The sequence below is a fragment of the Flagellimonas algicola genome (assembly GCF_005937185.1).
GTDB classification, from domain to species: Bacteria; Bacteroidota; Bacteroidia; order Flavobacteriales; family Flavobacteriaceae; genus Flagellimonas; species Flagellimonas algicola.
The window spans coordinates 107,412-129,975 of sequence record NZ_VCNI01000003.1; the positions used below are offsets into that span (position 1 = coordinate 107,412).

The window sequence follows — 22,564 nt, forward strand, 5'->3', positions numbered from 1 at the left end:
TTACATCATTTGTCTAACTCGGCCAAAGCCGCTTTTACTTCTTTAAAATCATCAAAATCCACACGAACCCCATCCGTTTCCTGATAGGTTTCATGGCCTTTACCAGCCACAAGTATGATATCGTTTGCCAAAGCCAGTTTACAAGCAGTTTTAATGGCCTGTTTCCTGTTTTCAATGGACAGCACCTTTCTTGTGTTTTGAGGTTCTACCCCAGCTTCCATTTCCTCAATAATTGTTGTTGGGGATTCAGTTCTAGGATTGTCTGATGTAAATATGGCCTGATTGCTCATTTCTGAGGCGATATGACCCATAACCGGACGCTTAGACTTGTCACGATCACCACCACACCCCACTACGGTGATGACGTTTTCATTTCCAGTCCTCAATGCGTTGATGGTAACCAACACATTTTTTAATGCATCCGGCGTATGGGCATAATCAACAATAGCCGTAATTTTCTCTTTCGATATAAAATATTGGAACCTACCGTCAACGTTTTCCAGTTCACTGATAAGTTTCAAGGTTTCCATTTTTTCCAAGCCCAGAAGGTCTGCAGTGGCATAAATTGCCAATAAGTTATAAGCGTTGAAATCACCTATGAGTTTTGACCACAGCTCATTATCATCAATCTTCAACAACTGCCCATTGAACTGCTTTTCCAAAATTTGGGCCCTATAATCCGCATAGGTTTTTAGCGCATAGGATTGCTTTCTGGCCTTGGTGTTCTGCAACATCACTTTCCCATTCTTGTCATCAAGATTAGTTAAGGCAAAAGCAGATTTCGGTAGGGCATCAAACAACTTTTTCTTGATATCCCTGTATTCCGCAAAATTCTTGTGATAGTCCAGATGATCATGGGAAAGATTGGTAAAGATGGCCCCTGCAAAGTGTAATCCTTCTGACCGTTTTTGATGGATCCCATGAGAACTCACCTCCATAAAACAAAACTCCACCCCGTCCTCATTCATTTGGGAAAGTCGCTGGTTTATGGTGAGCACATCGGGAGTAGTATGGTTTGTTTTGTATTCCTTTTTGTCCACCATAATCTTGATGGTAGAAATCAATCCAACCTTATAACCCGCCTTTTTGAACAAATTGTACAATAGGGTGCTTACTGTTGTTTTTCCATTGGTGCCCGTAATCCCAACCAGTTTTAGGTTTTTGGAGGGATTATCGTAAAAATTAGAGGCCAAAACAGCAAGCGCACTGTTACTATCAACTACTTTTAAGTAGGTGACGCCATTGACCAAAATATCTGGAAGTTCTTCACAAACCACAGCTTTTGCTCCCAGCTCCACCGCTTTCTGAATGTACTTATGGCCATCCGTTAGGGTCCCCCTTACAGCCACAAAGACATCATCCATTTCTACCTGCCTGGAATCAAAATGGACGTTATTGATCATAACGTTTGTATCCCCGCTTACGGCAGATAGACTTACTCCATATAATATGTCCTTCAACAATTTCATGAAAGTTCCAACACAATTTTAGTAACCTGGTTGATGTCCGTTCCTTGATTGACCGATTGTTTTTTCACCTTGCCATTACCCCTTACTTCCACTTCCAATCCCATATTTTCCAGCAGGGATACTGCATCCATTCCGCACATACCCTTTACATTGGGAACTCTTGGGTGTTCTTTTTGCGCATGGGCATAGTATTGTTTGTATTTTTCATCCAATAGCTCCCCATTGAAGGCTTTGCCCTTCACCTCATCTGTAATGGGGGATGTGGCATATATTTTTTGGGCCATGGACTTGAATACTGGGCCGGACACATCCGCACCATAATACCCCACACTCTTATCCGGTTCATGAATGACCACAATGCAGGAATATTTGGGGTTATCCGCCGGAAAATAGCCTGCAAAGGATGATATATAAGCCAATTTATCTGGATCCTTGGCCACATAGTTCTTTTGCGTGGTTCCGGTTTTACCGGCCATGGAAAAGTTTTTGGAATACAGTTTATGACCTGTTCCATAATCCCTTTCCACCACTTCCTTCATTAAGTGTTTAACCTTTTTCACCGTTTCCTTCGAACAAATGGATGCGTTGGCCACTTCCTTATCAAACTTTTTCAACACTTTGTTCCCTTCTTTTACCGCCTTGATCAATCTTGGTTTTACCATCTCACCATCATTGGCAATGGCATTGTAAAAGGCCAAGGTTTGCATTGGGGTAAGCGAAACTTCATAGCCATGCGACATCCATCCCAAAGAAATACCAGACCAACCTTCATCACCAGGGTAGCGAATCACAGGTTTTCCTTCACCAATTATGGGTAAATCCAACATTTTGTGAAGCCCCATGTTCATTAAGCGGTTTACAAATTTTCCAGGATTTTCCTTATAGTTTTCATGAATCATTTTGGCAAATGCCGTATTGGAGGAAACCGCAAACGCCTCAGATACAGAAATCTTTCCGTAACCGCCCCATTTTGAGTCCTTGACCACCCTATCATAGATTCTGTACCTTCCTTTTTCCGTATCGATTACGGAACTGGTGTCCACTACTTTATCTTCCAGAGCGGCCACAAGCGACATCAACTTAAAGGTGGAACCAGGCTCATGGGATTCCCCAACGGCATAGTTGAGTTTTTCGTAGTATTTCCCTTCTGATGTTCTCCCCAAATTGGAGATGGCCTTCACCTCCCCAGTCTTTGTTTCCATAACCACCACACAGCCATGGTCTGCCTGATACTTTTCCAATTGCGCCAGCAATTCATGGTGCGCAATGTCCTGAATGCTGATATCAATGGTGGACACCACGTCCAAACCATCCTGAGGCTCCACAATATTGTCCAAGCCTACGGGCTTCCATTGCCCCTTGGCTATTTTTTGCTTGAGGCGCTTGCCCTCCTTACCTCTCAAATATTGCTCCCCAAAGGCTCCATCCAAGCCAACTCGGGTATAGTATCCATTTTCATCCACACGCTCATAACCAATGCTTCGAGCTGCCATTTTACCTAACGGATATTCCCTAACCACTCGATGGGTTTCGATGAAACCACCCTTATAGGGTCCTTTTTCAAAAAGTGGGAATTGTTTGATGCGGACATAATCCAAATAATCCACATTACGGGCCACCAATTTGTAACGATTTCCGTTGGCCCTAGCTTTTCTAAACAACGTTCTATAATATGAGGATGGCCTATTGAACATATTGCCCAAGGAATCGGAAAGGGCAGCCACGTTTTCTGTGAAATTTTCTTCGGATACCGTTTTGGCGTCAAACCGAATCTCATATTTGGGCACTGAAGCTGCCAACAAGCTTCCATCATCAGAATAAAGATTACCCCGGTTTGGTTCTATCGTGAACATTTTTTCAGTCTTACTAAGGGCAAGCTCTTTATATTCTTCCCCTTTGACCATTTGGATATCCACCAAACGCACCACCACGGCAATAGCGAATACCAGCAGACATCCTGCGACAAGGTATAGGCGATTCATGATATTTTTTTCGGTGATGGCCATTAATCTTCAGACTTTACTTTTATTTTTTGCGGTGGATTTTTTGATGGCACCAAACCTTCAACCCCAACAGTCTCCCTTAAGGTGGACTCCAGTTTGAGTTGTTGCACAGTGGAACGGTGCTTGAAGAATTCGCTTTTAAGTTTTCTCACTTCTTCGTTTAGGGCAGCGATTTCATGTACCTTTTTATCAGCGTTATGGCTACTGGAGATCATCATGGCCGCCAAGAATGAGGCAAACAACAAAAACATCCAGTTTTTGGGAGCATCCCCGCTCACCAAAAACTTTCCTTTTAGTATGTCCAGTAATCCTTTTTTCATTTCTATGTTCCTTTTGTCATTCCCGTGAAAATGGGAATCTACTCGTACCTTGTCTTTCGACTGCGCTCAAGATGACATTTCAATCACGCAACTATATTCTCTCCGCTATGCGGAGTTTTGCACTTCTTGCCCGGTTGTTCCTGGCTATTTCTTCTGTTGTCGGAACTATGAGCCCACCCACTTTTTTTAAGGGAACGTTGATGTTTCCATAAAAATCCTTTTCCGGCTCCCCTTCAAACTTGCCGGCACGGATAAAGCGCTTTACCAAACGATCCTCCAAAGAGTGGTAACTGATCAGGCCTAATCTCCCTCCTGTGTCCAATAAATCTGGTGCTTGTTGCAAAAGCGCCTTCAAGACCTCAATTTCCTGGTTGACCTCAATCCTGATAGCCTGATAGATTTGCGCCAAAATCTTGTTCTCCTTCATCTTGGGCAGAAACCTTTGCAAAACCGCTTTCAACTGGTCCGTGGTCTTGATGGGTTGTTCAGTCCTATGGTCCACTATAGTTTTTGCCAATGCTTTGGCATTTCGCAATTCGCCATACTGGAATAAAACTGCTGCTAAATCTTCTTGGGAATAGCTATTGACCACTTCATAAGCGGACAATTCACTGTTTCTGTTCATCCGCATATCCAAGTCGGCATCATACCGAATGGAGAAACCACGTTTGGCCTCATCAAATTGGTGCGAAGACACCCCAAAATCTGCCAAGATTCCGTCAACTTTCCGAATGCCATAGAACTTTAAATACTGCTTTAGAAATTGAAAGTTTTGGTTGATCAATTGAAATCTATCGTCATCAATGGCGTTGGCCAGTGCATCCTCATCTTGATCAAAAGCATACAATCTGCCTTCCTTACCCAGCCGTTTCAAAATCTCCTTGGAATGCCCTCCGCCACCAAAGGTGACATCTACATACACTCCATTTTCTTTTATGTTCAACCCGTCCACTGATTCTTGCAGCAAAACGGGATCATGGTATTGACTACTCATCGTCAGCAAAAATCTCTTCTGCCAAATCCGCGTAGTCCTTTTCACTTTCCGCTAGGACTTTTTCATATTTGTCCTTGCTCCAGATTTCTATCTTGTCGAACACTGCATTAAGGACCACTTCTTTTTCAATGCCCGCATATTCCACCAGGTTTCTAGGAATCTGAATCCTCCCTGTATCCCCGTCAATGGACAACTCTTTCATACCGGCCACAAAATTTCGAACAAAGGCATCGTACTTCCGATTGATCTTGCTTTTCTTCATCACTTTCTGCATCAATACATCAAATTCTTGCTTTGGATAAAGCTCCAAACATTGCTGAAAAACAGACCTTTTGATGACAAACCCATCATTCAAAACAGGTAACAACTGACTTTTAAGGGATATGGGCAAAATCACCCTACCTTTGGTGTCAGCTTTGCAATCATGTTGTCCTATGATATGGGTCACTCGAAATCAATTAGTTATAAACTATAACTCAAATATATAGATTTTATTTCCACATTTCTCCACTTAAAAACACTTTTGTTAATAAATTCCCCACTTTTTAGATGAAAAGCGGAATTACGGGTATGAAATCATACCAAGAATCCATTTTGTTCATCCAGCGACCAAAACCCATCTATAAATTGCCCATTTTGAAGACGCGTTTAAAGTCAATTTTTGTGTAGTCTGAATTGTCTATATTTGCCTACCAAGGACCAACTGATCGTAGATGGAAGACCAAATCATTAAGGAAGGTAAATTCAGGTATATTGAAATAGGTGAAGGAACCCCAATGATCATCCTACATGGCTTGATGGGAGGATTGAGCAACTTCCAGGGGGTATCAGAGTATTTTCCCTCCAAGGGGTACCAGGTACTCATCCCCGAACTTCCCATCTATGACATGCCCATGCTTAAGACCACAGTAAAGAATTTTGCCAAATTCTTGGAGGAGTTCATAGAATTTAAAGGATTAAAGGATGTGATTCTTTTGGGTAACTCGCTTGGCGGGCATATTGGTCTTTTACACACTAAAATGTTTCCTGAAATGGTCAAGGCCTTGGTGATAACCGGAAGTTCTGGGCTTTACGAAAGCGCCATGGGAGACGGATATCCCAAACGTGGCGATTATGAGTTTATCAAAAAGAAGGCACAGGACGTGTTTTATGACCCTGAGGTTGCCACTAAAGAAATTGTGGACGAGGTGTTTGCCACCGTTAATGACCGCATGAAGTTGGTCAAGACCCTTGCAATAGCAAAAAGTGCCATTCGCCACAACATGTCCAAGGACCTACCACACATGAATACCCCGACCTGTATTATTTGGGGAGAGAACGATTCCGTTACCCCACCCAACGTGGCCGAGGAATTCCATGAGCTGCTTCCGGATTCCGATTTATTCTGGATTGAAAAATGTGGTCATGCACCTATGATGGAGCACCCGGATGAGTTTAACAAAGTCTTGGAAGCTTGGCTTGAAAAGCGCGAGTTTTAGTTGGATGTTTGATGTCCTTAACCACCAAAACCTTCTTATCTTTTTAATTATTGGGAAAGGACTAGTCCAAGTTCAAGTTCAAACTCAATTTCAATTGGTTTTCCTAAATTCATTTCTGACTTGATGGATTATTCGATTTTTGGATTGTTGGACAAGTTGACGGCATAAAATCCAGTTTTCCATTTTCCATTTTCCATTCCTACTAGTCTTGTATCTTTGCCCCTGATTCTTAATAGCTGTAATGAAAATCACCTCCGCTGAATTTGTAATGAGTAATTCCAATGTGGCCAAATGCCCCAATGAGCCCTTACCGGAATATGCTTTTATTGGTCGCTCCAATGTGGGAAAGTCCTCATTGATCAATATGCTAATGGACCAAAAACATTTGGCAAAAACCTCCGGAAGACCCGGAAAGACCCAACTCATCAACCACTTTAAAATCAATAAGAACTGGTTTTTGGTGGATTTACCTGGATACGGCTATGCCCGGGTTTCCAAAAAGGACAAAAAAGTGTTTCAAAAGTACATCCGGGAGTATTTCCAAAAAAGGAAGCAGCTGGTCTGTGGATTTGTTTTGGTGGATATTCGCCATGAACCACAATCGGTAGATATGGAATTTATGGAGTGGCTGGGCACCAATGCCATCCCGTTTGCCATTGTTTTTACCAAGGCCGACAAGTTAAAACCGGGAGCAATTGACACCTATGTTTCCAATTACCTGAAAAAGCTTTTGGAAGGTGTTTGGGAAGAAGCTCCTCCCTATTTCATCACCTCCTCCTCCAAACACATGGGCAAGGATGGGGTGTTGGGCTATATTGATAGCATCAACAAGGAGTTCTTTTCCAATCAATAAAGGGCATAGCTAAATACTAAGTACGTTTTTGAATTAGGTCAATCAATTCTTTCGCCGATCCAAGTTGATTGAGTTCCTCCGTTTCAACCAAAACTTGTAATGCTTCATTTTCCTTGACCAAAACTATCGGTAGGGAATACTTCTTAGCAAAGTGATTGTCCATATGCTGTACAAATTCATCCTTGTGCAAAAAATCCATCTGTAGAACGCTTTCCTCCCGAAATTTTTTCCATTCCTTGTTTTCAGAGACTAAACCGAATGTGATATCGCACAAGTTGCATTGATAGGTTGAGGGGCTAAATACTTTGTGCATACTGTCCAAAATAGCATTTCGGCTTCCTGAGTTGGCGTTGTATACAAATATGAGTTGGGTGCTTTTCTTTTTCATAGATAGCTAAAAATAAAACTATTCGTCGCAATACCTGCCCAGTCATATCAGTCGGTACCAATTTCAACTAATAAAAAGTTGGGGTAGCTAATACCAATGTTGTTTGTTATCTTAACCCCATGACTTTTGCACTAATTTTGGTAGCTCATTGGGTCGGGGACTACTTGTTTCAAACAAGCGACATGGCGGTTAAGAAAAGCTCCAGCCTCAAATGGCTAATGGCGCATGTATTGACCTATTCTTTGGTTCTTGGGGTTTTCACCATCTTTCTTTTCCCATTGGAAGCGGCCTTGATTTATTTGGCATTAAACGCACTGTTGCATTTTGTGACCGATTTTTTTACCAGTAAACTGGCTTCAAAATATCAAGACAACCCTAGGGTATTTTACCCTGTTCTAGGTTTTGACCAAATGGTACATGGCCTTTGTTTGTACCTTACTTATATCAATATAGACACCTTCCTTTAATCAATATGGACCAATCCGCTGCAGTACTAACACCCAATTCCTTTGTAAAAACCTTATCCATTATTCATTTGGGATTGTTGGCCGGACCCTTTCTTTTTGGGGTCGTCGCCTATTACCAAACGGAAAATGCCTTTTTAGACTATACCAATACTGAGGATGTATTCCTTTTTGGGGTTCCAATTTTTGCGGTAACCGGAATATTTGTGGGAAATCTGCTGTTTAAGCAGATGATGACCGCTGCCATGAAAACAGATGGATTAAGACCTAAATTAGCTCGCTTTCAAACCGCTTCCCTGGTAAAATATGCATTGATTGAGGGTCCAGCTTTGATTGGAACAATTGCGTTCTTGAATACCGGGAACCTAACCTATTTGTACATTTCCGGAGTCCTAATTCTATTTTTGTATTTGCTAAGACCTACCAAAGAGAAAATTGAACTGGGCCTTGACCTCAAAGGGGACGATAAGAATCAGTTCAACAAACTGAATCAGCCTATACCTTAGCAGGCGTTACTTTTTCAATTCCAGTTTTTCAGCAAAATAATCGCAAAAATCCTTCATGGTGGCCGACATTTTTTCGTCTTGTGTAGCTTTCATAAAAGTGTCCGTCATGGTAACCAATGTCTGATGAAAGAAAACCTTCATCTCATCCACGGGCATATCCTTGGTCCAAAGGTCAATTTTCAAGGATTCCTGATTTTTACTATCCCAAACGGAAAGCATCATGGCCTTGGCTTCTTCGTTGTTTACACCGCCATCTTGAGCGGACCAATGCAATTCCTCCGGAACCCTATTTTCATCTAGTCCAACCGTTAATTTTATTTCTGAAGTATGTGCTACTGCCATTTATTTTCTTGGTTTGTAATTTGATCTCTTAAAAATTTCATCCGCAGGCAAGGCCAACATTTGATGCAAATTCACATCAGTTTTGTCCATAAAGGCCCTTACAATTTGCCAACCCATATATCTTCCCAACCACCCTGGAGACTCACTATCCAATTCCAATTGAAACTTAGAAAACGGGGCAGGGTCCAAAAAACGTCTATCTAGTTTGGTATCCGTACTATATAACAGTTCACGCTCTACAAAGTAACGCCATATTTGCTCCTCGTTGTTTTGGGCCCATGTTATCTCTTCTTCGGAATAACCCATTTTTTGCCCATCTGAAGCATTGGGCAACAACCTGTCCTTTATATATAACTCTTTTCCATAAAATATCATTCGGGATAAAAAGGAACGGTTTTTTGGATAATTCACCACCTTCTTTGCTATTGTACTGGCCACATCAGAAGTTAGATACCTCTTGTCCAGGCCAGCAGCCAGATATTTTTGAATACCTCTATAGAAGTGATGATCCGGTCCCAGATAATTATCCAGTCCCAACAACAAAAGGGTATCGGTTAGAATCACACGCTGGTCATGTCTTACATCCGAAGTAACCGTTACCACAGCTGGCGGGTCAATCTCTGGAAAATAATATTTCACATGCCTAAAAAGGGACTCCAAATCTTCGGCTTCCGGTTCAAAATTTCCAAAGGTCTTATGTACTTCTTCCGACAATTCCTTTTGAATTGTATCTGTAAGCTTGGCCTCCCAAATACTATCTGGAAATTGGGCGGGGAATAAATAAGGGTACTTGGATTTTAGCTCTGGCAAATCCTCTGGATTGGCATTGGCAAACTCCCTATCAAAACGGGAGATGGAGAGCTCTATGGGTATTTTGGCGACCTCCTCCGCAGTTTTATCTTCATTTTTGCAGCCTGCAACCAATAGAAGAATCAAAAGCCCCAAAGCCGGTAATCCAAAGTAATCAAGCAAGCTCTTCATTTTTAGCACTACAGCGTTTAAATTTACAGGGCACAAAGGTAAATTATTGAATCTAAAAAAATAAGATATGCAAACTGAAAAGGTAATCACACACATTGTTGACTGGTTAAAGGACTACGCCACCAAGGCCAATTGCAAAGGATTTGTCATTGGAGTTTCCGGAGGAATAGACTCAGCCGTTACATCTACTTTATGTGCTAAAACGGGATTGGACCTCTTATGTGTGGAGATGCCTATACATCAAGGCCAAAATCAAGTTACCCGAGCAGATAGGCATATTAATTGGTTAATTTCAAACTATCCCAACGTTAAACGGCAACCCGTAAACTTGACACCGGTATTTGACGGTTTGGTCGCCGCGCTTCCGGTGGTTGAAAATGAAGAAGATCGATTTATGTCTTTAGCCAACACTAGAGCCCGGCTACGAATGACCACCCTATATTACTTTGCCGCCCTAAAAGGCTATTTGGTAGCCGGAACCGGAAACAAAGTGGAGGATTTTGGCATTGGTTTCTATACCAAATACGGGGATGGAGGTGTAGATCTTAGTCCTATTGCCGATCTACTGAAAACCGAAGTGTATGCCCTTGGAAGTGATCTTGGTGTTAACCAAGATATTATGGACGCCGCACCTACGGACGGGCTTTGGGGAGATAGCAGAACCGATGAAGACCAGATTGGCGCAAGCTATCCTGAATTGGAGTGGGCTATGCAAATGGACGATAAAGGAAGGACTATTGACGATTTTTCTGACAGACAAAAGGAAGTATTCGCTATTTTTAAAAAGTTTAATACTGCTAACAAGCATAAGATGATTCCGATACCAATTTGTGAAATTCCTGAGACCCTAAAATGACCTTTTGACCGAAAAAACCCAGCTTAAGACGAAAAAAACCCCAGAAATTCTAAGGTTTTAAGAAAAAAATTACAGTTTTACGTTCTCATTTTGTTAACTTGCCTGCTACGCCACGTAAGGAATTAAGTACTAAACAACACAAAACTCAAACCAAATGATTAAAGTATTAATAGCTGACAACCATCCCATTGTTCGCTTGGGCCTTAAGCAGGTCCTGGAACATAGTTCAGATATTGAGGTCATTGCTGATGTTTCCACAACCTCAGAACTATTCGGAGCATTGGAAGAAGTTTCCCCTGATGTAGTCATGTTGGAAATGGACATTCCCGAAATCAACGGGATTGCCACCCTAAGGAAGTTAAAACAAGATTTCCCCGCAGTAAAAACCTTAATGTATAGTGGACAATCGGAAGATGTCTATGCCCTGAGCACCATTCGCGCCGGAGCCTTTGGATATTTATCCAAAAGTGCCGACTTGGATTACATTATGACAGCCGTAAGAAAAGTAAGTGAAGGAAACATGTTCATCACCAATGAACTGGCCCAACGACTTGCTTTTGATGAAGGCACACAAAAACCAAGAAGGTTCTTTAGAAAACTCTCTTCGAGAGAAGTGGAGGTTTTGAAACTCTTGGCCAGTGGAAAACGAAATAAAGAGGTAGCTGAAGGATTGAACCTCAATGAAAAAACGGTAAGTACGTACAAAGCGCGTTTGATGAAAAAATTGAACGTGGACAACTTGGTAGATCTTTTGCAACAGGCAAAGGCCTTGGAATTGTACTAGTATCAAAGTATAGCATTTGAAATCCCGGACACATTGTTCGGGATTTTTTTATGAAAGTACCCGATTCAATTTGGCATTGAGAAGCTTATTTAGCTGGAGGTAGTTCACAATTTCCTCCAGTACTTCAGAATTATCACCATTACTACCTTCAGTGTCCTTCTGAAGCTTTTTTATCCTGTTTTTTATAAGATTACAGCGCAGCGTTAGGATAGTTTCCGCCACCAATTGGGCCACCCCAAGTTTTTTGGCTTTGGGATAAATATCCTTGCGTTCCCAATCATGCAGCGCGTAGCGTTCCTCTTCCATTAAAATGGAAGACACCTCATTGACCATCTCCTGCTCCAGATTGGATAAAAAAGCATTTACCGTGAACTCCTCACGTTCATTTAAATCTTCAATAAGTTTATAGTAAATACTTCGGAATTGTTCATTGGTCAATTCTATCTCATCTTCCTGAAGATCTAAGTATACCTTTTCATATACTTTGGCTTCCACGATTTCTGGTTCCAAGACCAAATCTCCCTCCTCATTTTCCTTTAATACCAAATCCTCAAATTCCTGTTTCTCACTTCCGTACAACAACAACAATTCAATAATCTGCTTTTCCAGCTCGTACTGCACATCAACCTTCTCCACCGCCTGTTGCGACTTCACCACCTCAAAGGCTTTTTGCTCTTGTTTGAGCTTTTTGGAAGCGTCTGTAGCCCCTTTTTTATCGATTTGGGCCAGGGTATTGTACAACACCTCTTCTGAAATGTGCATTATTTTTGCACATTCCTGGATGTAAATCTCTTTTTTTATCCGGTCTGGAATTTTGCTGATACTATTCACAATGTCCCTCACCGTATCTGCCCTTTTTATGGGATCATTGGCGGCTTCTTCGGCCAAAAGCGAAGTTTTGAACTGGATAAAATCCTTGGCATTTTCTTCCAAGTACAGCACCAAATCCTCATAAGAATTGTTTTTGGCAAAACTATCAGGGTCCTCCCCTTCAGGGAAAGTGCACACCTTAACGTTCATTCCCTGTTCCAGAATCAGGTCTATTCCACGCAAAGAAGCCCGTAAACCGGCCGCATCTCCATCAAAAAGTACAGTAATGTTCTTGGTAAGTCTATTGACGAGTCTAATTTGCTCAGGCGTCAGGGCGGTACCACTGGATGAAACCACATTCTTTACCCCGCTTTGGTAGAGTTGTATCACATCGGTATAACCCTCAACCAAATAACAATTGTCTTCTTTGGCTATGGATTGTTTGGCAAAGTAAATCCCATAAAGCACCTTGCTCTTGTGGTAAATTTCGCTTTCTGGGGAATTCAGATATTTGGCAGCTTTCTTGTCATTGGTCAAAATTCGACCACCAAATCCCAACACACGACCACTCATGGAATGTATCGGGAACATGACTCTACCTTTAAAGCGGTCAAACTTTCTGGACTCGCCCCCTGCCTGTTCTTTAACTATGGTGAGGCCCGTTTTTTCCAAAAACTCCAGTTGATATCCCTTGTCCAAGGCCGTATTGGTAAAGGAATCCCAATTGTCTAGACAGTATCCGAGTCCAAATTTTTTGATGGTTTCATCGGTAAACCCTCTTTCTTTAAAATACGTAAGTCCAATGGCCTTGCCCGATTCGCGTTCCCAAAGGGATTCAGAAAAATAGGTTTGGGCATACTCCGAAACCAAGTACATGCTCTCCCGTTCGTTGGCCTGTTCCTTTTGCTCGTTGGTCTGCTCGGTCTCCTCTACCTCAATATTGTATTTTTTGGCCAAGTACTTAATGGCCTCGGGATAGCTGAAGTGCTCATGTTCCATTAAAAAAGCCACCACATTCCCTCCTTTACCGCTACTAAAGTCCTTCCAAATCTGTTTTACGGGAGACACCATAAAACTAGGAGTTCGCTCATCTGTAAATGGACTTAAGCCCTTAAAATTGGAGCCAGATTTCTTCAGTTGCACAAAATCCCCAATAACCTCTTCCAGTCGGGCGGTCTCATAAACTTGATCTATGGTGGTCTTGGAAATCAATGCTTGGATTTTATTAGTCTTTAAAGGTAGCGAAAAAACAAAATTTTAACTGAAAAGCATCATTCGTCAATTGAAAAGGGGCATCCATCAAACCAACCCCTTGAATTTGACCGGATTGAACTACTTTTTCCCTGAAAATTGGAGACCAGAAACCAAACAAACGGGGCGGAACCGAAAAGCCAAACGAGTAAGAAAACCAACTAAAAACAAAGTATGAAGTGGTATTTAAAAGTTTTAAAACAATATGCAAATTTTAAAGGAAGAGCTAGACGTAAAGAATTTTGGATGTTCTACATAATCCATGCAGTTTTTTCAGGTTTAGCAGTGGCTATTGACAACATAACCGGACTTTCAGGAGAATTGCCTCTCGGTCCCATTTATGGACTTTATACCTTGGTGATGATTGTACCCATTCTTGCTGTAATGGTACGAAGGATGCATGATATAGGTAAAAAGTGGACTTGGCTTTTGGTAGGTCTAATCCCTGCAATTGGCGGCATTTGGTTATTCTTTCTATGGATTAAGGACGGTGAACCAGGTGAAAACGATTATGGGGTCAATCCTAAGCTGGCAGTAGCTTAAAAGCTGCATAAATCAACCTCCTTCTCCTTTTACAACATAACCCTAAACAAGAGAACATGGAATGGTATTTACAAGTCATAAAAAATTACGCGAATTTTAAAGGCAGGGCACGAAGGGCAGAATATTGGATGTTCACTTTGTTCTGTTTGTTCTTTAGCCTATTTGCCGTTGCCTTGGACAATGTTTTTGAAATTGCCATGGCTAATATAGGTTTTGGGCCGCTCTATATATTGTACGTATTAGCCGTTTTTCTTCCTGCCCTTTCGGCCACTGTAAGACGTTTACATGATGTTGGTAAAAGTGGCTGGACACTTTTGATTCTGCTTATCCCCATAGTTGGAGTACTTTGGGTTTTTCTTCAGCTCATCAAAAATGGCATTAGGGAAGAAAACCAATATGGTCCATGTCCTAAAAAAGATGTTTAAATAAGCAAATCGAAAAGGTGTTTTGGGAAAGTTGTAATTTCCCATAAAAACAAGATGATTCTGTTCTTCGGAACCAAACCGGGCAAAAAAGAAAGTAAAAACCTAATTGGGATAAGCTGTCCACATTGTGGCCAAAATGGAACTCTAACCGCGGTTTCACAGGCCAATTACTTCCATTTGTTCTGGATTCCTCTATTCAAAATAGGAACTAACCGTTTTGCCGAATGTTCCCATTGCAAAAGAGGGTTTTATAAAGAAGAGTTTTCTGCAGAAATGGAAAGGGCCATTAACCAATGAAAAAAGAGCGCAATCCGAATCCAATAATTCTCGACTGCGCTCGAACTGACAGTTGGTTATAAATCGAACCTTAGGCCCAGGGAAATATTATGTTGTTCCACATCCGCATCCTTAAAAATGGGATTTAAGTCATATTTTACATAAAGAAGAATCTCGTCAAAGCCTACATAGCCGCTAATCCCATAAATTAAATCGCTGGTATTGTAATCCCGCTTAAATTTGTCCTTTACATTTTCACCATCACGCGAATATTTCAGCTTCTGCCGTGTTCCCAAATTAAATCCACCATAGCCACCAACTCCCATTCGGAATTGGTTTTGAATGGAGTATCGAATGCTTTTTTCAGTTTCCCGAAAACGGGAAGGTCCAAATTCAAAATGTACAGGAAAGACCAGATTATCCATCCGAAGCTTGGATTTATCCAGCTCAAACTCAAATTCCTCCAAAACCGTTTGATCTCCATTTTGGACAAAAATTTGGTTGTCATCCGGTTTTAAACCATTAAACTGAAAAGAAAAACCATAATTGAAGCGCAGCCAATTGGAGTTTTTGAATACCCGCGTCCGCCATTGCCAACCCATTTCAAAAAATCGGCTGCCTCCAACCTTATATGGAGAATCATCCAAGGATTGGCCGTCAATCAAGGCATTGTTGAGCCCAATGGCAAAAACTGGGTCGGAATACGTTCTTCGATCATATTTAATATCATCTTTCCATCTTCGGGAATTGGTAAAGAAAATGGGTTCTCCATCAATTCGAATGGAAAAACCGTCTTCATCTTCCCATCGGTCCCGCTCATCTGCAATGGTCAAGGTTTCGCCATTATTTCGTTCCAAAAGTGAAATTTGATGATCTATAATGGCAACTCTGTTCTCTATGTTCAGTGCTCTCTTTTTTGCAGCCTCTGCCTTTAACACCTTAGCTTCTTCCAGACTCAAATCTCCTCTTTCCAATCGCCTGTTGATGCTTTCGACTTCCTCTTTTAGCGCATCCTTTTCTTGTTGGGTGATTTTTTCCTTCTTTTCCCTTAAATCTTCAATTTTCCGTTGATAAGGTTCTTGTGCCATCAGGTTTTGTGATAGCAACAGCAATACCAATGCTGCCAAGTAAAAGGTAATTGTTCTCATGATTGTTTTGATTTGCCCCTCCTAATCTCCCCTCCCAGACAATTCCGGGAGCAGGAAACTAAAAAGGTATTTTGATTGATGAATAAATTCTAGTTGTTTCTGTCGGCCACAGCGGTTCGTAATTTGAAATACCCATCCCTGAGCGCATCAAATATCTGATCTCTAAACGAGGAATCCAGTTCGTCCTCAACTTCGGTTAGGAGGGCCATGGCATCTACCGAGCCACTTTCGTCAAACAATTTTTCGGTTAGAATTTCTTTTTGGGCAGTACGCAGCAACGAGTCCACTTCAGCATCGGTCACTTCTGCATTTACAGATTCCAAAAGCTGAACCTGGGCCATCACTTCATTTACTTTTTGGGCTATTAAAGGGTCGGTTTCTTGTATTAGATTACTTTGAATGGATTGTTTGGAGGCTACTTCCGTTTCATCCAGGGGCATAGATTGCATTTTTAAATTTTCCTCCCCTTGCTCTTGCGAGCTTTCGATGTCATTTTCAGTACCTACCAATATGGATTCCGTCTCATTCTTATCCACAAATTCTGTTTGCCCTTCCAAAGTAGGGATTACGGGACGCATACGCGTATTTTCATCAACTACCTGAGTGGGCTCATTGCTTTCACTTGATGCAAAAAAGAAAACGGATGCCAAAAGCAAACCCACAAACCCAGCCGCAATGGCATACACATATTTTCTCTTGGATTTTGTGGTAACAGCTCTGTCCAACTGACTCGAAATTTTATCCCAAGCTCCTGGAGATGGCTTGATTTCCCGATTCCCCAGTTTGTCCTTGATATGTTTTTCCAGTTTCTCCATAACTCCTTCTATTTTTGTCTAGACTGCGTTCGACTTGTCATTCCTTGTAATTTTAAATTCTCCTGCAGCATTTTCCTAGCCTTGAACAATTGCGATTTTGAAGTGCCTTCGGATATATGCAACATTTCTGCTATTTCATGGTGCTTGTAGCCTTCAATGGCGTATAGCAAAAACACCATTTTATACCCTTCCGGTAGATTATCTATCAGCTGCTGCACATATTCCACATCCAAAATGGAGGATTGTTCTTCCAATTTTTCTACCTGCTGATAGGCCTCATCATCATAAACCACAAATTGCTTTTTCCGTAAAAAGGAAATGCTCTCTCTCACCATTATTTTTCGAATCCACCCTTCAAAACTTCCCCTGTGCTCAAAGGAAGCCAGATTGCGAAACACCTTCACAAATGCACTGATCATAACATCCTCCGCAAACTGCACATCCTTTATGTACTGACGGCAAACGCCCAACATTTTGGGAGCAAATTTTTCATAAAGCAACTTCTGACAATTGGAATCGCCAGAAATGGACTTTTTGATCAGTTGCTTCTCGTTCGTATATAATGACACGATTTTCAACAGTGGTTCTCGTTTAGTTTGTTATAAAGATAGACGAGGCGCTTTTCAAAATGGTTGCCTCTTGGAAAAATTTAATGGGATATAGTTGCAGAATGAGCGCCTTAAACCTTCTAGCATCTAGCATCTAGCAAAATCTATTTTTTACGATCCACAACATAGTTGACCATCAAGGTAAGCGCGCTCTTGTATTCGGAATCTGGGTAATTGTTAAGAAGGTCTAAAGCCTCGTCCTTGAACTCAAGCATTTTTGTGACTGCGTATTCCAAGCCGCCCATTTCTTTTACATAGGCTATAACTTCCTTTACCCGTTTCTTGTTCTTATTGTGCTTTTTGATGGAATTAATTAGCCAACGCCTCTTGTCTTTATCACTCTGGTTCAATGCATAAATAAGCGGAAGGGTCATCTTTTGTTCCTTGATATCTATTCCAGTGGGCTTTCCGATTTTCTCCTCGCCGTAATCGAACAGGTCATCCTTTATCTGAAAGGCCATTCCGCAGAGTTCCCCAAACCGTCTAAAAGTTTCCACTTCTTCTGAATCCGGTTTAACCGAACAAGCCCCCATACTACAGCAGGCAGCAATAAGGGTCGCGGTTTTTTGCCTGATGATATCATAATAGACCTCTTCGGTGATATCCAAAAGTCGGGCTTTTTCAATTTGAAGCAGCTCTCCCTCGCTCATGTCCCTTACTGCATTGGATATAATATGCAAAAGGTCATAATTTTTGTTCTCCAGTGCCACCAAGACCCCTTTGGAAAAAAGAAAATCCCCAACAAGTACGGCAATCTTGTTTTTCCACAGGGCATTAATAGAAAAGAAACCTCTTCGTTTATGGCTGTCATCCACCACATCATCATGAACTAAACTTGCGGTATGGATCAATTCAATAATCGAGGCACCGGTATATGTTCTTTCGTTGACATTTCCTCCATTGATCAACTTGGCGGTCAGAAAAACGAACATGGGTCGCATTTGCTTCCCTTTCCGGTTCACTATGTAGAAAGTGATTCTATTGAACAATGCTACCTTGGAAGACATAGATTTGAGAAACTTCTCCTCAAATAGTTGCATTTCCCGTTCAATAGGTTCCCTAATCTGTGAAACTACCTTCAAAACTTAGACGTTAGCAAATTTGGTTTTGGACGCTAAAAGTAGGGAAAATGGAAGAGTTCATCGCCGGATGTCCAAAGTTTTAAGATGGGTGGCCTAAAGCGTCGATAAAATACAGTTGAGAATTATCAATAAACAATTATTCAAAGGTGTTGAATGCTGGATGTTTGGTGTTTGGAACTTGGTACTTGGAACTTGGTACTTGGTACTTGGTACTTGGTACTTGGTACTTGGTTAAAATTAACTGTTTGCTGTTAACTGTTCACTATTAACCACTTATTGCTTATTGGCCAACTGCCCACATGCAGCATCTATATCCTTACCCCTAGAACGCCGAACGGTTACCGTAATCCCATTTCGTTCCAATGTCCTTTTGTACATTTCCACAGCGGCTTCCGAAGCTTGCTGGAACTCCCCATCATCAATAGGATTATATTCGATAAGATTCACTTTGGAAGGTGCAAATCGGCAAAACTTGACCAAAGCATCCACAGCCTCTTGCGTATCGTTGATTCCCTTCCAGACCACATATTCGTACGTAATTCTGTTTTTGGTTTTTTGATACCAATATTCCAAGGCTTCCCTAAGATCTTTCAAAGGAAAAGTGGCATTAAAGGGCATAATGGATGTTCGTACTTCATCTATGGCAGAATGTAAGGATACTGCCAAACTGAATTTCACCTCTTCATCAGCCATTTTTTTGATTATTTTGGGCACACCTGAAGTGGACACCACAATTCTTTTTGGCGACATGCCCAATCCTTCCCGGGAAGTTATTTTTTCAATGGCTTTGAGCACATTGTTATAGTTCATAAGGGGCTCGCCCATCCCCATAAAAACAATATTGCTTAGCGGACGATCAAAATACAATCGACTTTCATTGTCAATGGCCACTACCTGATCATAGATTTCATCCGGATTCAGATTCCGCATTCTTTTAAGACGGGCAGTTGCGCAAAACCTGCAATCCAAACTGCATCCTACTTGGCTAGAGACGCAGGCCGTAGTTCTTGTCTCCGTAGGTATCAGTACGGACTCCACCACCAAACCGTCATGTAGCCGGACGGCATTTTTTATGGTCCCATCCGAACTGCGCTGCATCTGATCCACTCTTATGTGGTTGATTACAAAGTGGTCCTCCAACATTTGCCGCGTTTGCTTGGAAATGTTGGTCATGGCATCAAAAGAGTGTGCAGATTTTTGCCAAAGCCATTCGTACACCTGATTTCCCCGGAAAGACTTATCTCCTTGGGAAACAAAGAAATCCCGCAGTTGTTCCTTGGTCAATGCCCGTATGTCCTTTTTTTTGATTTCCACCGTTTAAAGATAGTCAAGAAAAATCCCGAGAAGCAATCTACTACTCGGGATTATTAGCTTGTGATTCCTCCTAATGAGGAGCTATTATTTCAGATGATCAACATGGCATCACCATAGGAGTAGAATCTATACTGCTCCAAAATAGCCTGCTTGTACGCCTTTTTCATCAGATCGTGACCAATAAATGCCGAAACCATCATCAATAGTGTGGATTTTGGCAAATGGAAGTTGGTGATCATACAGTTGGCAATGCTAAAATCATAAGGTGGGAAAATAAACTTATTCGTCCAACCTTCAAAAGTGTTCAATGAGTGTTCTGATGAAACCGCACTTTCCAAACCACGCATTACCGTTGTGCCAACTGCACAAACTTTCCTTTTACTGTTCTTGGCGCTGTTCACCACCTCTGTGGCCTTTTCATCAATAACCAATTCCTCGCTGTCCATTTTGTGCTTGGACAAATCTTCTACTTCAACTGGATTGAAAGTTCCCAATCCCACGTGTAGGGTTACCTCCGCGAAATCGATACCCTTGATCTCCAATCTTTTCAGCAAATGTTTGGAGAAGTGCAAGCCTGCGGTAGGCGCTGCCACGGCACCCTCGTACTTGGCATAAATAGTCTGATAGCGCTCTTCATCCTCTGGCTCTACATCCCTCTTAATGTATTTGGGAAGCGGAGTTTCTCCTAGTTCTCTTAACTTCCTTCTAAAGTCAGTGTATGATCCATCATAAAGGAAACGCAATGTTCTTCCCCTTGAGGTAGTATTGTCTATTACCTCAGCTACCAAGCTTTCATCTTCACCAAAATATAACTTGTTTCCAATTCTGATTTTTCGCGCAGGATCAACCAAAACATCCCAAAGTCTTTGCTCTTGATTTAGTTCGCGAAGCAAAAACACTTCAATTCTTGCACCGGTCTTTTCTTTGTTTCCATAAAGTCTTGCTGGAAAAACCTTGGTATTGTTCAAAACCATTACATCCCCCTCGTCAAAATAATCGATAAGGTCTTTGAACATTTTATGCTCAATTTTCCCAGTTTCCCGATGAATCACCATGAGTTTGGACTCATCCCGATTTTCAGCTGGGTATTCGGCCAATAGTTCCTTAGGTAATTCAAAGTTGAAGTTTGATAATTTCATGTAGACTTTTTTTGGAAATTTTTAAAGAGCGCAAATATACAATCTCGACATAGGGGATGTCAAGTAATTTGGTGATTAAATGTTAATTACAGCGTATCCACTCTAAAACCAAGGGTTTCAAGATCCTTCCAATAATCCGGATAGGATTTGGACACGACCTCAGCTTCATTGACCATCAAAGTGGTTTTCAAGCCCAAAGGGCCAAAGGCCATTGCCATTCTGTGATCGTGGTAGGTATCAATAGCAACATTTGAAATGATGTTTTGGGAAGGTTCCAAACTTAGGCTTTCATGATCTATGGCCACTTTTGCTCCTACTTTCTCCAATTCGGTTTTCATGGCTCCCAACCTATCGGTTTCTTTAATGGGCAAGGTGTGCAAACCGGTCAAATGGCAACCCATACCCAATCCAAAACAAGTTACTGAAATGGTCTGCGCAATGTCCGGGGCATTGGCCAGGTCATAGTCAACGCTTTCCAAATCACATTCCTGAACTTTCTCCAGGGTTATTTGAGTGCCAGAGTATGTTGTTTTTACACCAAAATCCTGATAAATCTGGGCAAGTACACTGTCGCCCTGCAAAGAGTTTTCCTTGTATGCCGAAAGCCGGATCTTGGTTCCCACTTCGCTCAATGCCGCTATGCTATAGAAATAACTTGCAGAACTCCAATCCGATTCCACAACCAAGGTACTGTCCATAACCTTTTCTTTATGGGCAACTTGGATAAGGTTACCTTCAAACTTGGTCTCCACTCCTATTTGACCCAGTAATGCCAAGGTCATTTTTATATAAGGCACCGAAGTGATTTTCCCAACAAGTTCCAACTCCAAGCCGTTGGCCAAACTAGGAGCTATTAAAAGGAGGGCAGATATATACTGGCTGCTTATATTGGCAGGCAGGGAAACGCGATTTTTAGTCAAGGTTTTTCCCGTTATTTTGATGGGTGGGTATCCTTCATTTTTTTCATAGGATATTTCGGCTCCCAAGTCCCGTAATGCATCCACCAAAACCTTTATGGGCCGTTCCTGCATACGCTTGGAACCTGTCAGTACTACCTCCTTTCCTTCTTGGGAGGCAAAAAAGGCGGTTAAAAACCGCATGGCCGTACCGGCATGATGGATATCGACTATCCCATGAGAAGTAGCCAAACCTTTTTGCATGACTTGACCATCATCTGAGTTGGACAAATTTTGAATAGCAACATTGGGAAACAATGCCTGCAAGAGCAAAGACCTATTGGTCTCACTCTTTGAACCTGTAACTGCAATGGATTTATCTATTATTTTACTTTGGGCAAAGGACAGTTTTAGTTTCAAAGCCTAGCTGTTTGGTTGAAAGACCAAAACTAGAAAAAACACCCCTAAAGTCCCTGTACAGGGCTAACTTTATTTGAGCTTTTTGTTATTCTGATGACGATCATGGTCACGCTTGGCCTTCAAGTCCAATTTTTTATCGAAGGCTTCCTGCAGGTCCACCCCTGTTTGATTGGCCAAACAGAGCACAACAAACAGCACATCGGCCAGTTCCTCCCCTAAATCCTTGTCCCTATCGGACTCCTTTTCGCTTTGTTCGCCGTAGCGCCTAGCAATGATGCGGGCCACCTCCCCAACTTCCTCGGTGAGTTGGGCCATATTGGTAAGCTCGTTGAAATAGCGAACTCCGTGATTTTGGATCCATTTATCAACCGCTTGTTGGGCATTTTGGATATTCATGGT

General features: G+C 41.7%; 26 protein-coding genes. 9 read left to right on the plus strand and 17 right to left on the minus strand.

Annotation, left to right across the window (positions count from 1 at the left end; translation table 11 throughout):
• Positions 1–5: 5 nt before the first annotated feature.
• The 5 genes from FGG15_RS16935 to mraZ form a co-directional block, all read right to left on the minus strand.
• A complete protein-coding gene (locus FGG15_RS16935) occupies positions 6–1,469 on the minus strand; it encodes a UDP-N-acetylmuramoyl-L-alanyl-D-glutamate--2,6-diaminopimelate ligase (protein ID WP_138838531.1) in 1,464 nt (487 codons plus the stop codon).
• Positions 1,466–3,475, minus strand: coding sequence for a penicillin-binding protein (locus FGG15_RS16940; protein ID WP_138838533.1), 2,010 nt, complete (start codon positions 3,473–3,475; stop codon positions 1,466–1,468). The genes FGG15_RS16935 and FGG15_RS16940 overlap by 4 nt, the downstream gene beginning before the upstream one ends.
• The gene (locus tag FGG15_RS16945; protein WP_138838535.1) at positions 3,475–3,792 is read right to left on the minus strand and encodes an FtsL-like putative cell division protein; all 318 of its coding nucleotides are present in this window, start codon (positions 3,790–3,792) and stop codon (positions 3,475–3,477) included. Before FGG15_RS16945 ends, FGG15_RS16940 begins: the two co-directional genes overlap by 1 nt.
• A gap of 91 nt (positions 3,793–3,883) precedes the next feature.
• Positions 3,884–4,786 (minus strand): 16S rRNA (cytosine(1402)-N(4))-methyltransferase RsmH, encoded by a 903-nt coding sequence (gene rsmH / locus FGG15_RS16950; protein WP_138838538.1) that lies wholly within the window; start codon positions 4,784–4,786, stop codon positions 3,884–3,886.
• Positions 4,779–5,234 carry a division/cell wall cluster transcriptional repressor MraZ gene (gene mraZ, locus FGG15_RS16955; RefSeq protein ID WP_138838540.1) on the minus strand — a complete coding sequence of 152 codons (456 nt, stop codon included), beginning with the start codon at positions 5,232–5,234 and terminating at the stop codon, positions 4,779–4,781. Before mraZ ends, rsmH begins: the two co-directional genes overlap by 8 nt.
• A 265-nt stretch (positions 5,235–5,499) precedes the next feature.
• Between mraZ and FGG15_RS16960 the strand changes: the two genes are divergently transcribed.
• Together FGG15_RS16960 and yihA are read left to right on the plus strand one after the other, a co-directional pair.
• Positions 5,500–6,264, plus strand: coding sequence for an alpha/beta fold hydrolase (locus FGG15_RS16960; RefSeq protein ID WP_138838542.1), 765 nt, complete (start codon positions 5,500–5,502; stop codon positions 6,262–6,264).
• 241 nt (positions 6,265–6,505) lie between these two features.
• Positions 6,506–7,117 carry a ribosome biogenesis GTP-binding protein YihA/YsxC gene (yihA, locus tag FGG15_RS16965; protein ID WP_138838544.1) on the plus strand — a complete coding sequence of 204 codons (612 nt, stop codon included), beginning with the start codon at positions 6,506–6,508 and terminating at the stop codon, positions 7,115–7,117.
• Positions 7,118–7,133: 16 nt separating this feature from the next.
• On the opposite strand, the gene FGG15_RS16970 is transcribed toward yihA, so the two are convergent.
• Positions 7,134–7,505, minus strand: coding sequence for a GTPase (locus FGG15_RS16970; protein WP_138838546.1), 372 nt, complete (start codon positions 7,503–7,505; stop codon positions 7,134–7,136).
• 119 nt (positions 7,506–7,624) lie between these two features.
• On the opposite strand from FGG15_RS16970, the gene FGG15_RS16975 reads away from it, so the two are divergent.
• Both FGG15_RS16975 and FGG15_RS16980 read left to right on the plus strand, forming a co-directional pair.
• The gene (locus FGG15_RS16975) at positions 7,625–7,972 is read left to right on the plus strand and encodes a DUF3307 domain-containing protein (RefSeq protein ID WP_138838548.1); all 348 of its coding nucleotides are present in this window, start codon (positions 7,625–7,627) and stop codon (positions 7,970–7,972) included.
• 5 nt (positions 7,973–7,977) lie between these two features.
• Positions 7,978–8,475, plus strand: a complete 498-nt coding sequence (locus FGG15_RS16980) for a hypothetical protein (RefSeq protein WP_138838550.1) — start codon at positions 7,978–7,980, stop codon at positions 8,473–8,475.
• A gap of 6 nt (positions 8,476–8,481) precedes the next feature.
• On the opposite strand, the gene gldC is transcribed toward FGG15_RS16980, so the two are convergent.
• Positions 8,482–8,817, minus strand: a complete 336-nt coding sequence (gene gldC / locus FGG15_RS16985) for a gliding motility protein GldC (RefSeq protein ID WP_138838552.1) — start codon at positions 8,815–8,817, stop codon at positions 8,482–8,484.
• Positions 8,818–9,798 (minus strand): gliding motility lipoprotein GldB, encoded by a 981-nt coding sequence (gene gldB, locus FGG15_RS16990; RefSeq protein WP_138838554.1) that lies wholly within the window; start codon positions 9,796–9,798, stop codon positions 8,818–8,820. It lies immediately after the preceding gene.
• A gap of 67 nt (positions 9,799–9,865) precedes the next feature.
• Here gldB and nadE point away from each other — a divergent pair, with 67 nt between their 5' ends.
• Together nadE and FGG15_RS17000 are read left to right on the plus strand one after the other, a co-directional pair.
• Positions 9,866–10,654: an NAD(+) synthase gene (gene nadE / locus FGG15_RS16995; RefSeq protein WP_138838556.1), complete on the plus strand. Its 789-nt coding sequence runs from the start codon at positions 9,866–9,868 to the stop codon at positions 10,652–10,654.
• A gap of 154 nt (positions 10,655–10,808) precedes the next feature.
• Entirely contained in the window at positions 10,809–11,438 is a 630-nt protein-coding gene (locus tag FGG15_RS17000; RefSeq protein ID WP_138838558.1) for a response regulator, read from the plus strand.
• A 48-nt stretch (positions 11,439–11,486) separates the two neighbouring features.
• Here the strand turns inward: FGG15_RS17000 and dnaG are convergent, their stop codons facing one another.
• Positions 11,487–13,460, minus strand: a complete 1,974-nt coding sequence (gene dnaG, locus FGG15_RS17005; RefSeq protein WP_138838560.1) for a DNA primase — start codon at positions 13,458–13,460, stop codon at positions 11,487–11,489.
• Positions 13,461–13,673: 213 nt separating this feature from the next.
• Between dnaG and FGG15_RS17010 the strand changes: the two genes are divergently transcribed.
• The 3 genes from FGG15_RS17010 to FGG15_RS17020 are packed head-to-tail and all read left to right on the plus strand — an operon-like array spanning position 13,674 to position 14,764.
• Positions 13,674–14,042: a DUF805 domain-containing protein gene (locus tag FGG15_RS17010; protein WP_138838562.1), complete on the plus strand. Its 369-nt coding sequence runs from the start codon at positions 13,674–13,676 to the stop codon at positions 14,040–14,042.
• A gap of 56 nt (positions 14,043–14,098) precedes the next feature.
• Entirely contained in the window at positions 14,099–14,467 is a 369-nt protein-coding gene (locus FGG15_RS17015; protein WP_138838564.1) for a DUF805 domain-containing protein, read from the plus strand.
• Between the two features lie 54 nt (positions 14,468–14,521).
• Positions 14,522–14,764: a zinc-ribbon domain-containing protein gene (locus FGG15_RS17020; protein ID WP_138838566.1), complete on the plus strand. Its 243-nt coding sequence runs from the start codon at positions 14,522–14,524 to the stop codon at positions 14,762–14,764.
• 56 nt (positions 14,765–14,820) lie between these two features.
• On the opposite strand, the gene FGG15_RS17025 is transcribed toward FGG15_RS17020, so the two are convergent.
• The 8 genes from FGG15_RS17025 to FGG15_RS17060 all read right to left on the minus strand — a co-directional run bounded on the left by FGG15_RS17025 (position 14,821) and on the right by FGG15_RS17060 (position 22,561).
• Positions 14,821–15,891, minus strand: a complete 1,071-nt coding sequence (locus FGG15_RS17025) for a hypothetical protein (RefSeq protein ID WP_138838568.1) — start codon at positions 15,889–15,891, stop codon at positions 14,821–14,823.
• A gap of 89 nt (positions 15,892–15,980) precedes the next feature.
• Positions 15,981–16,706 carry a hypothetical protein gene (locus FGG15_RS17030; protein ID WP_138838570.1) on the minus strand — a complete coding sequence of 242 codons (726 nt, stop codon included), beginning with the start codon at positions 16,704–16,706 and terminating at the stop codon, positions 15,981–15,983.
• 8 nt (positions 16,707–16,714) lie between these two features.
• A complete protein-coding gene (locus FGG15_RS17035; RefSeq protein WP_138838572.1) occupies positions 16,715–17,284 on the minus strand; it encodes an RNA polymerase sigma factor in 570 nt (189 codons plus the stop codon).
• Positions 17,285–17,418: 134 nt separating this feature from the next.
• Positions 17,419–18,396: a polyprenyl synthetase family protein gene (locus FGG15_RS17040; protein WP_138838574.1), complete on the minus strand. Its 978-nt coding sequence runs from the start codon at positions 18,394–18,396 to the stop codon at positions 17,419–17,421.
• A gap of 273 nt (positions 18,397–18,669) precedes the next feature.
• The gene (gene rlmN / locus FGG15_RS17045) at positions 18,670–19,710 is read right to left on the minus strand and encodes a dual-specificity RNA methyltransferase RlmN (protein ID WP_138838576.1); all 1,041 of its coding nucleotides are present in this window, start codon (positions 19,708–19,710) and stop codon (positions 18,670–18,672) included.
• Between the two features lie 89 nt (positions 19,711–19,799).
• Positions 19,800–20,849 (minus strand): tRNA preQ1(34) S-adenosylmethionine ribosyltransferase-isomerase QueA, encoded by a 1,050-nt coding sequence (queA, locus tag FGG15_RS17050; RefSeq protein ID WP_138838578.1) that lies wholly within the window; start codon positions 20,847–20,849, stop codon positions 19,800–19,802.
• Between the two features lie 86 nt (positions 20,850–20,935).
• The gene (locus tag FGG15_RS17055) at positions 20,936–22,165 is read right to left on the minus strand and encodes a 3-phosphoshikimate 1-carboxyvinyltransferase (RefSeq protein ID WP_138838580.1); all 1,230 of its coding nucleotides are present in this window, start codon (positions 22,163–22,165) and stop codon (positions 20,936–20,938) included.
• 69 nt (positions 22,166–22,234) lie between these two features.
• Positions 22,235–22,561 carry a nucleotide pyrophosphohydrolase gene (locus FGG15_RS17060; protein ID WP_138838582.1) on the minus strand — a complete coding sequence of 109 codons (327 nt, stop codon included), beginning with the start codon at positions 22,559–22,561 and terminating at the stop codon, positions 22,235–22,237.
• Positions 22,562–22,564 lie beyond the last annotated feature (3 nt).

Coding starts and splice junctions, on each gene's coding strand:
- FGG15_RS17020 (WP_138838566.1), top strand. CDS start 14,522: ATGATTCTGTTCTTCGGAACCAAACCGGGCAAAAAAGAAAGTAAAAAC.
- FGG15_RS17030 (WP_138838570.1), bottom strand. CDS start 16,706: ATGGAGAAACTGGAAAAACATATCAAGGACAAACTGGGGAATCGGGAA.
- FGG15_RS16975 (WP_138838548.1), top strand. CDS start 7,625: ATGACTTTTGCACTAATTTTGGTAGCTCATTGGGTCGGGGACTACTTG.
- rsmH (WP_138838538.1), bottom strand. CDS start 4,786: ATGAGTAGTCAATACCATGATCCCGTTTTGCTGCAAGAATCAGTGGAC.
- queA (WP_138838578.1), bottom strand. CDS start 20,849: ATGAAATTATCAAACTTCAACTTTGAATTACCTAAGGAACTATTGGCC.
- FGG15_RS16940 (WP_138838533.1), bottom strand. CDS start 3,475: ATGGCCATCACCGAAAAAAATATCATGAATCGCCTATACCTTGTCGCA.
- FGG15_RS17000 (WP_138838558.1), top strand. CDS start 10,809: ATGATTAAAGTATTAATAGCTGACAACCATCCCATTGTTCGCTTGGGC.
- FGG15_RS16970 (WP_138838546.1), bottom strand. CDS start 7,505: ATGAAAAAGAAAAGCACCCAACTCATATTTGTATACAACGCCAACTCA.
- FGG15_RS17010 (WP_138838562.1), top strand. CDS start 13,674: ATGAAGTGGTATTTAAAAGTTTTAAAACAATATGCAAATTTTAAAGGA.
- FGG15_RS16960 (WP_138838542.1), top strand. CDS start 5,500: ATGGAAGACCAAATCATTAAGGAAGGTAAATTCAGGTATATTGAAATA.
- gldC (WP_138838552.1), bottom strand. CDS start 8,817: ATGGCAGTAGCACATACTTCAGAAATAAAATTAACGGTTGGACTAGAT.
- FGG15_RS17025 (WP_138838568.1), bottom strand. CDS start 15,891: ATGAGAACAATTACCTTTTACTTGGCAGCATTGGTATTGCTGTTGCTA.
- FGG15_RS16980 (WP_138838550.1), top strand. CDS start 7,978: ATGGACCAATCCGCTGCAGTACTAACACCCAATTCCTTTGTAAAAACC.
- FGG15_RS17015 (WP_138838564.1), top strand. CDS start 14,099: ATGGAATGGTATTTACAAGTCATAAAAAATTACGCGAATTTTAAAGGC.
- FGG15_RS17060 (WP_138838582.1), bottom strand. CDS start 22,561: ATGAATATCCAAAATGCCCAACAAGCGGTTGATAAATGGATCCAAAAT.
- FGG15_RS16935 (WP_138838531.1), bottom strand. CDS start 1,469: ATGAAATTGTTGAAGGACATATTATATGGAGTAAGTCTATCTGCCGTA.
- nadE (WP_138838556.1), top strand. CDS start 9,866: ATGCAAACTGAAAAGGTAATCACACACATTGTTGACTGGTTAAAGGAC.
- yihA (WP_138838544.1), top strand. CDS start 6,506: ATGAAAATCACCTCCGCTGAATTTGTAATGAGTAATTCCAATGTGGCC.
- FGG15_RS16945 (WP_138838535.1), bottom strand. CDS start 3,792: ATGAAAAAAGGATTACTGGACATACTAAAAGGAAAGTTTTTGGTGAGC.
- gldB (WP_138838554.1), bottom strand. CDS start 9,798: ATGAAGAGCTTGCTTGATTACTTTGGATTACCGGCTTTGGGGCTTTTG.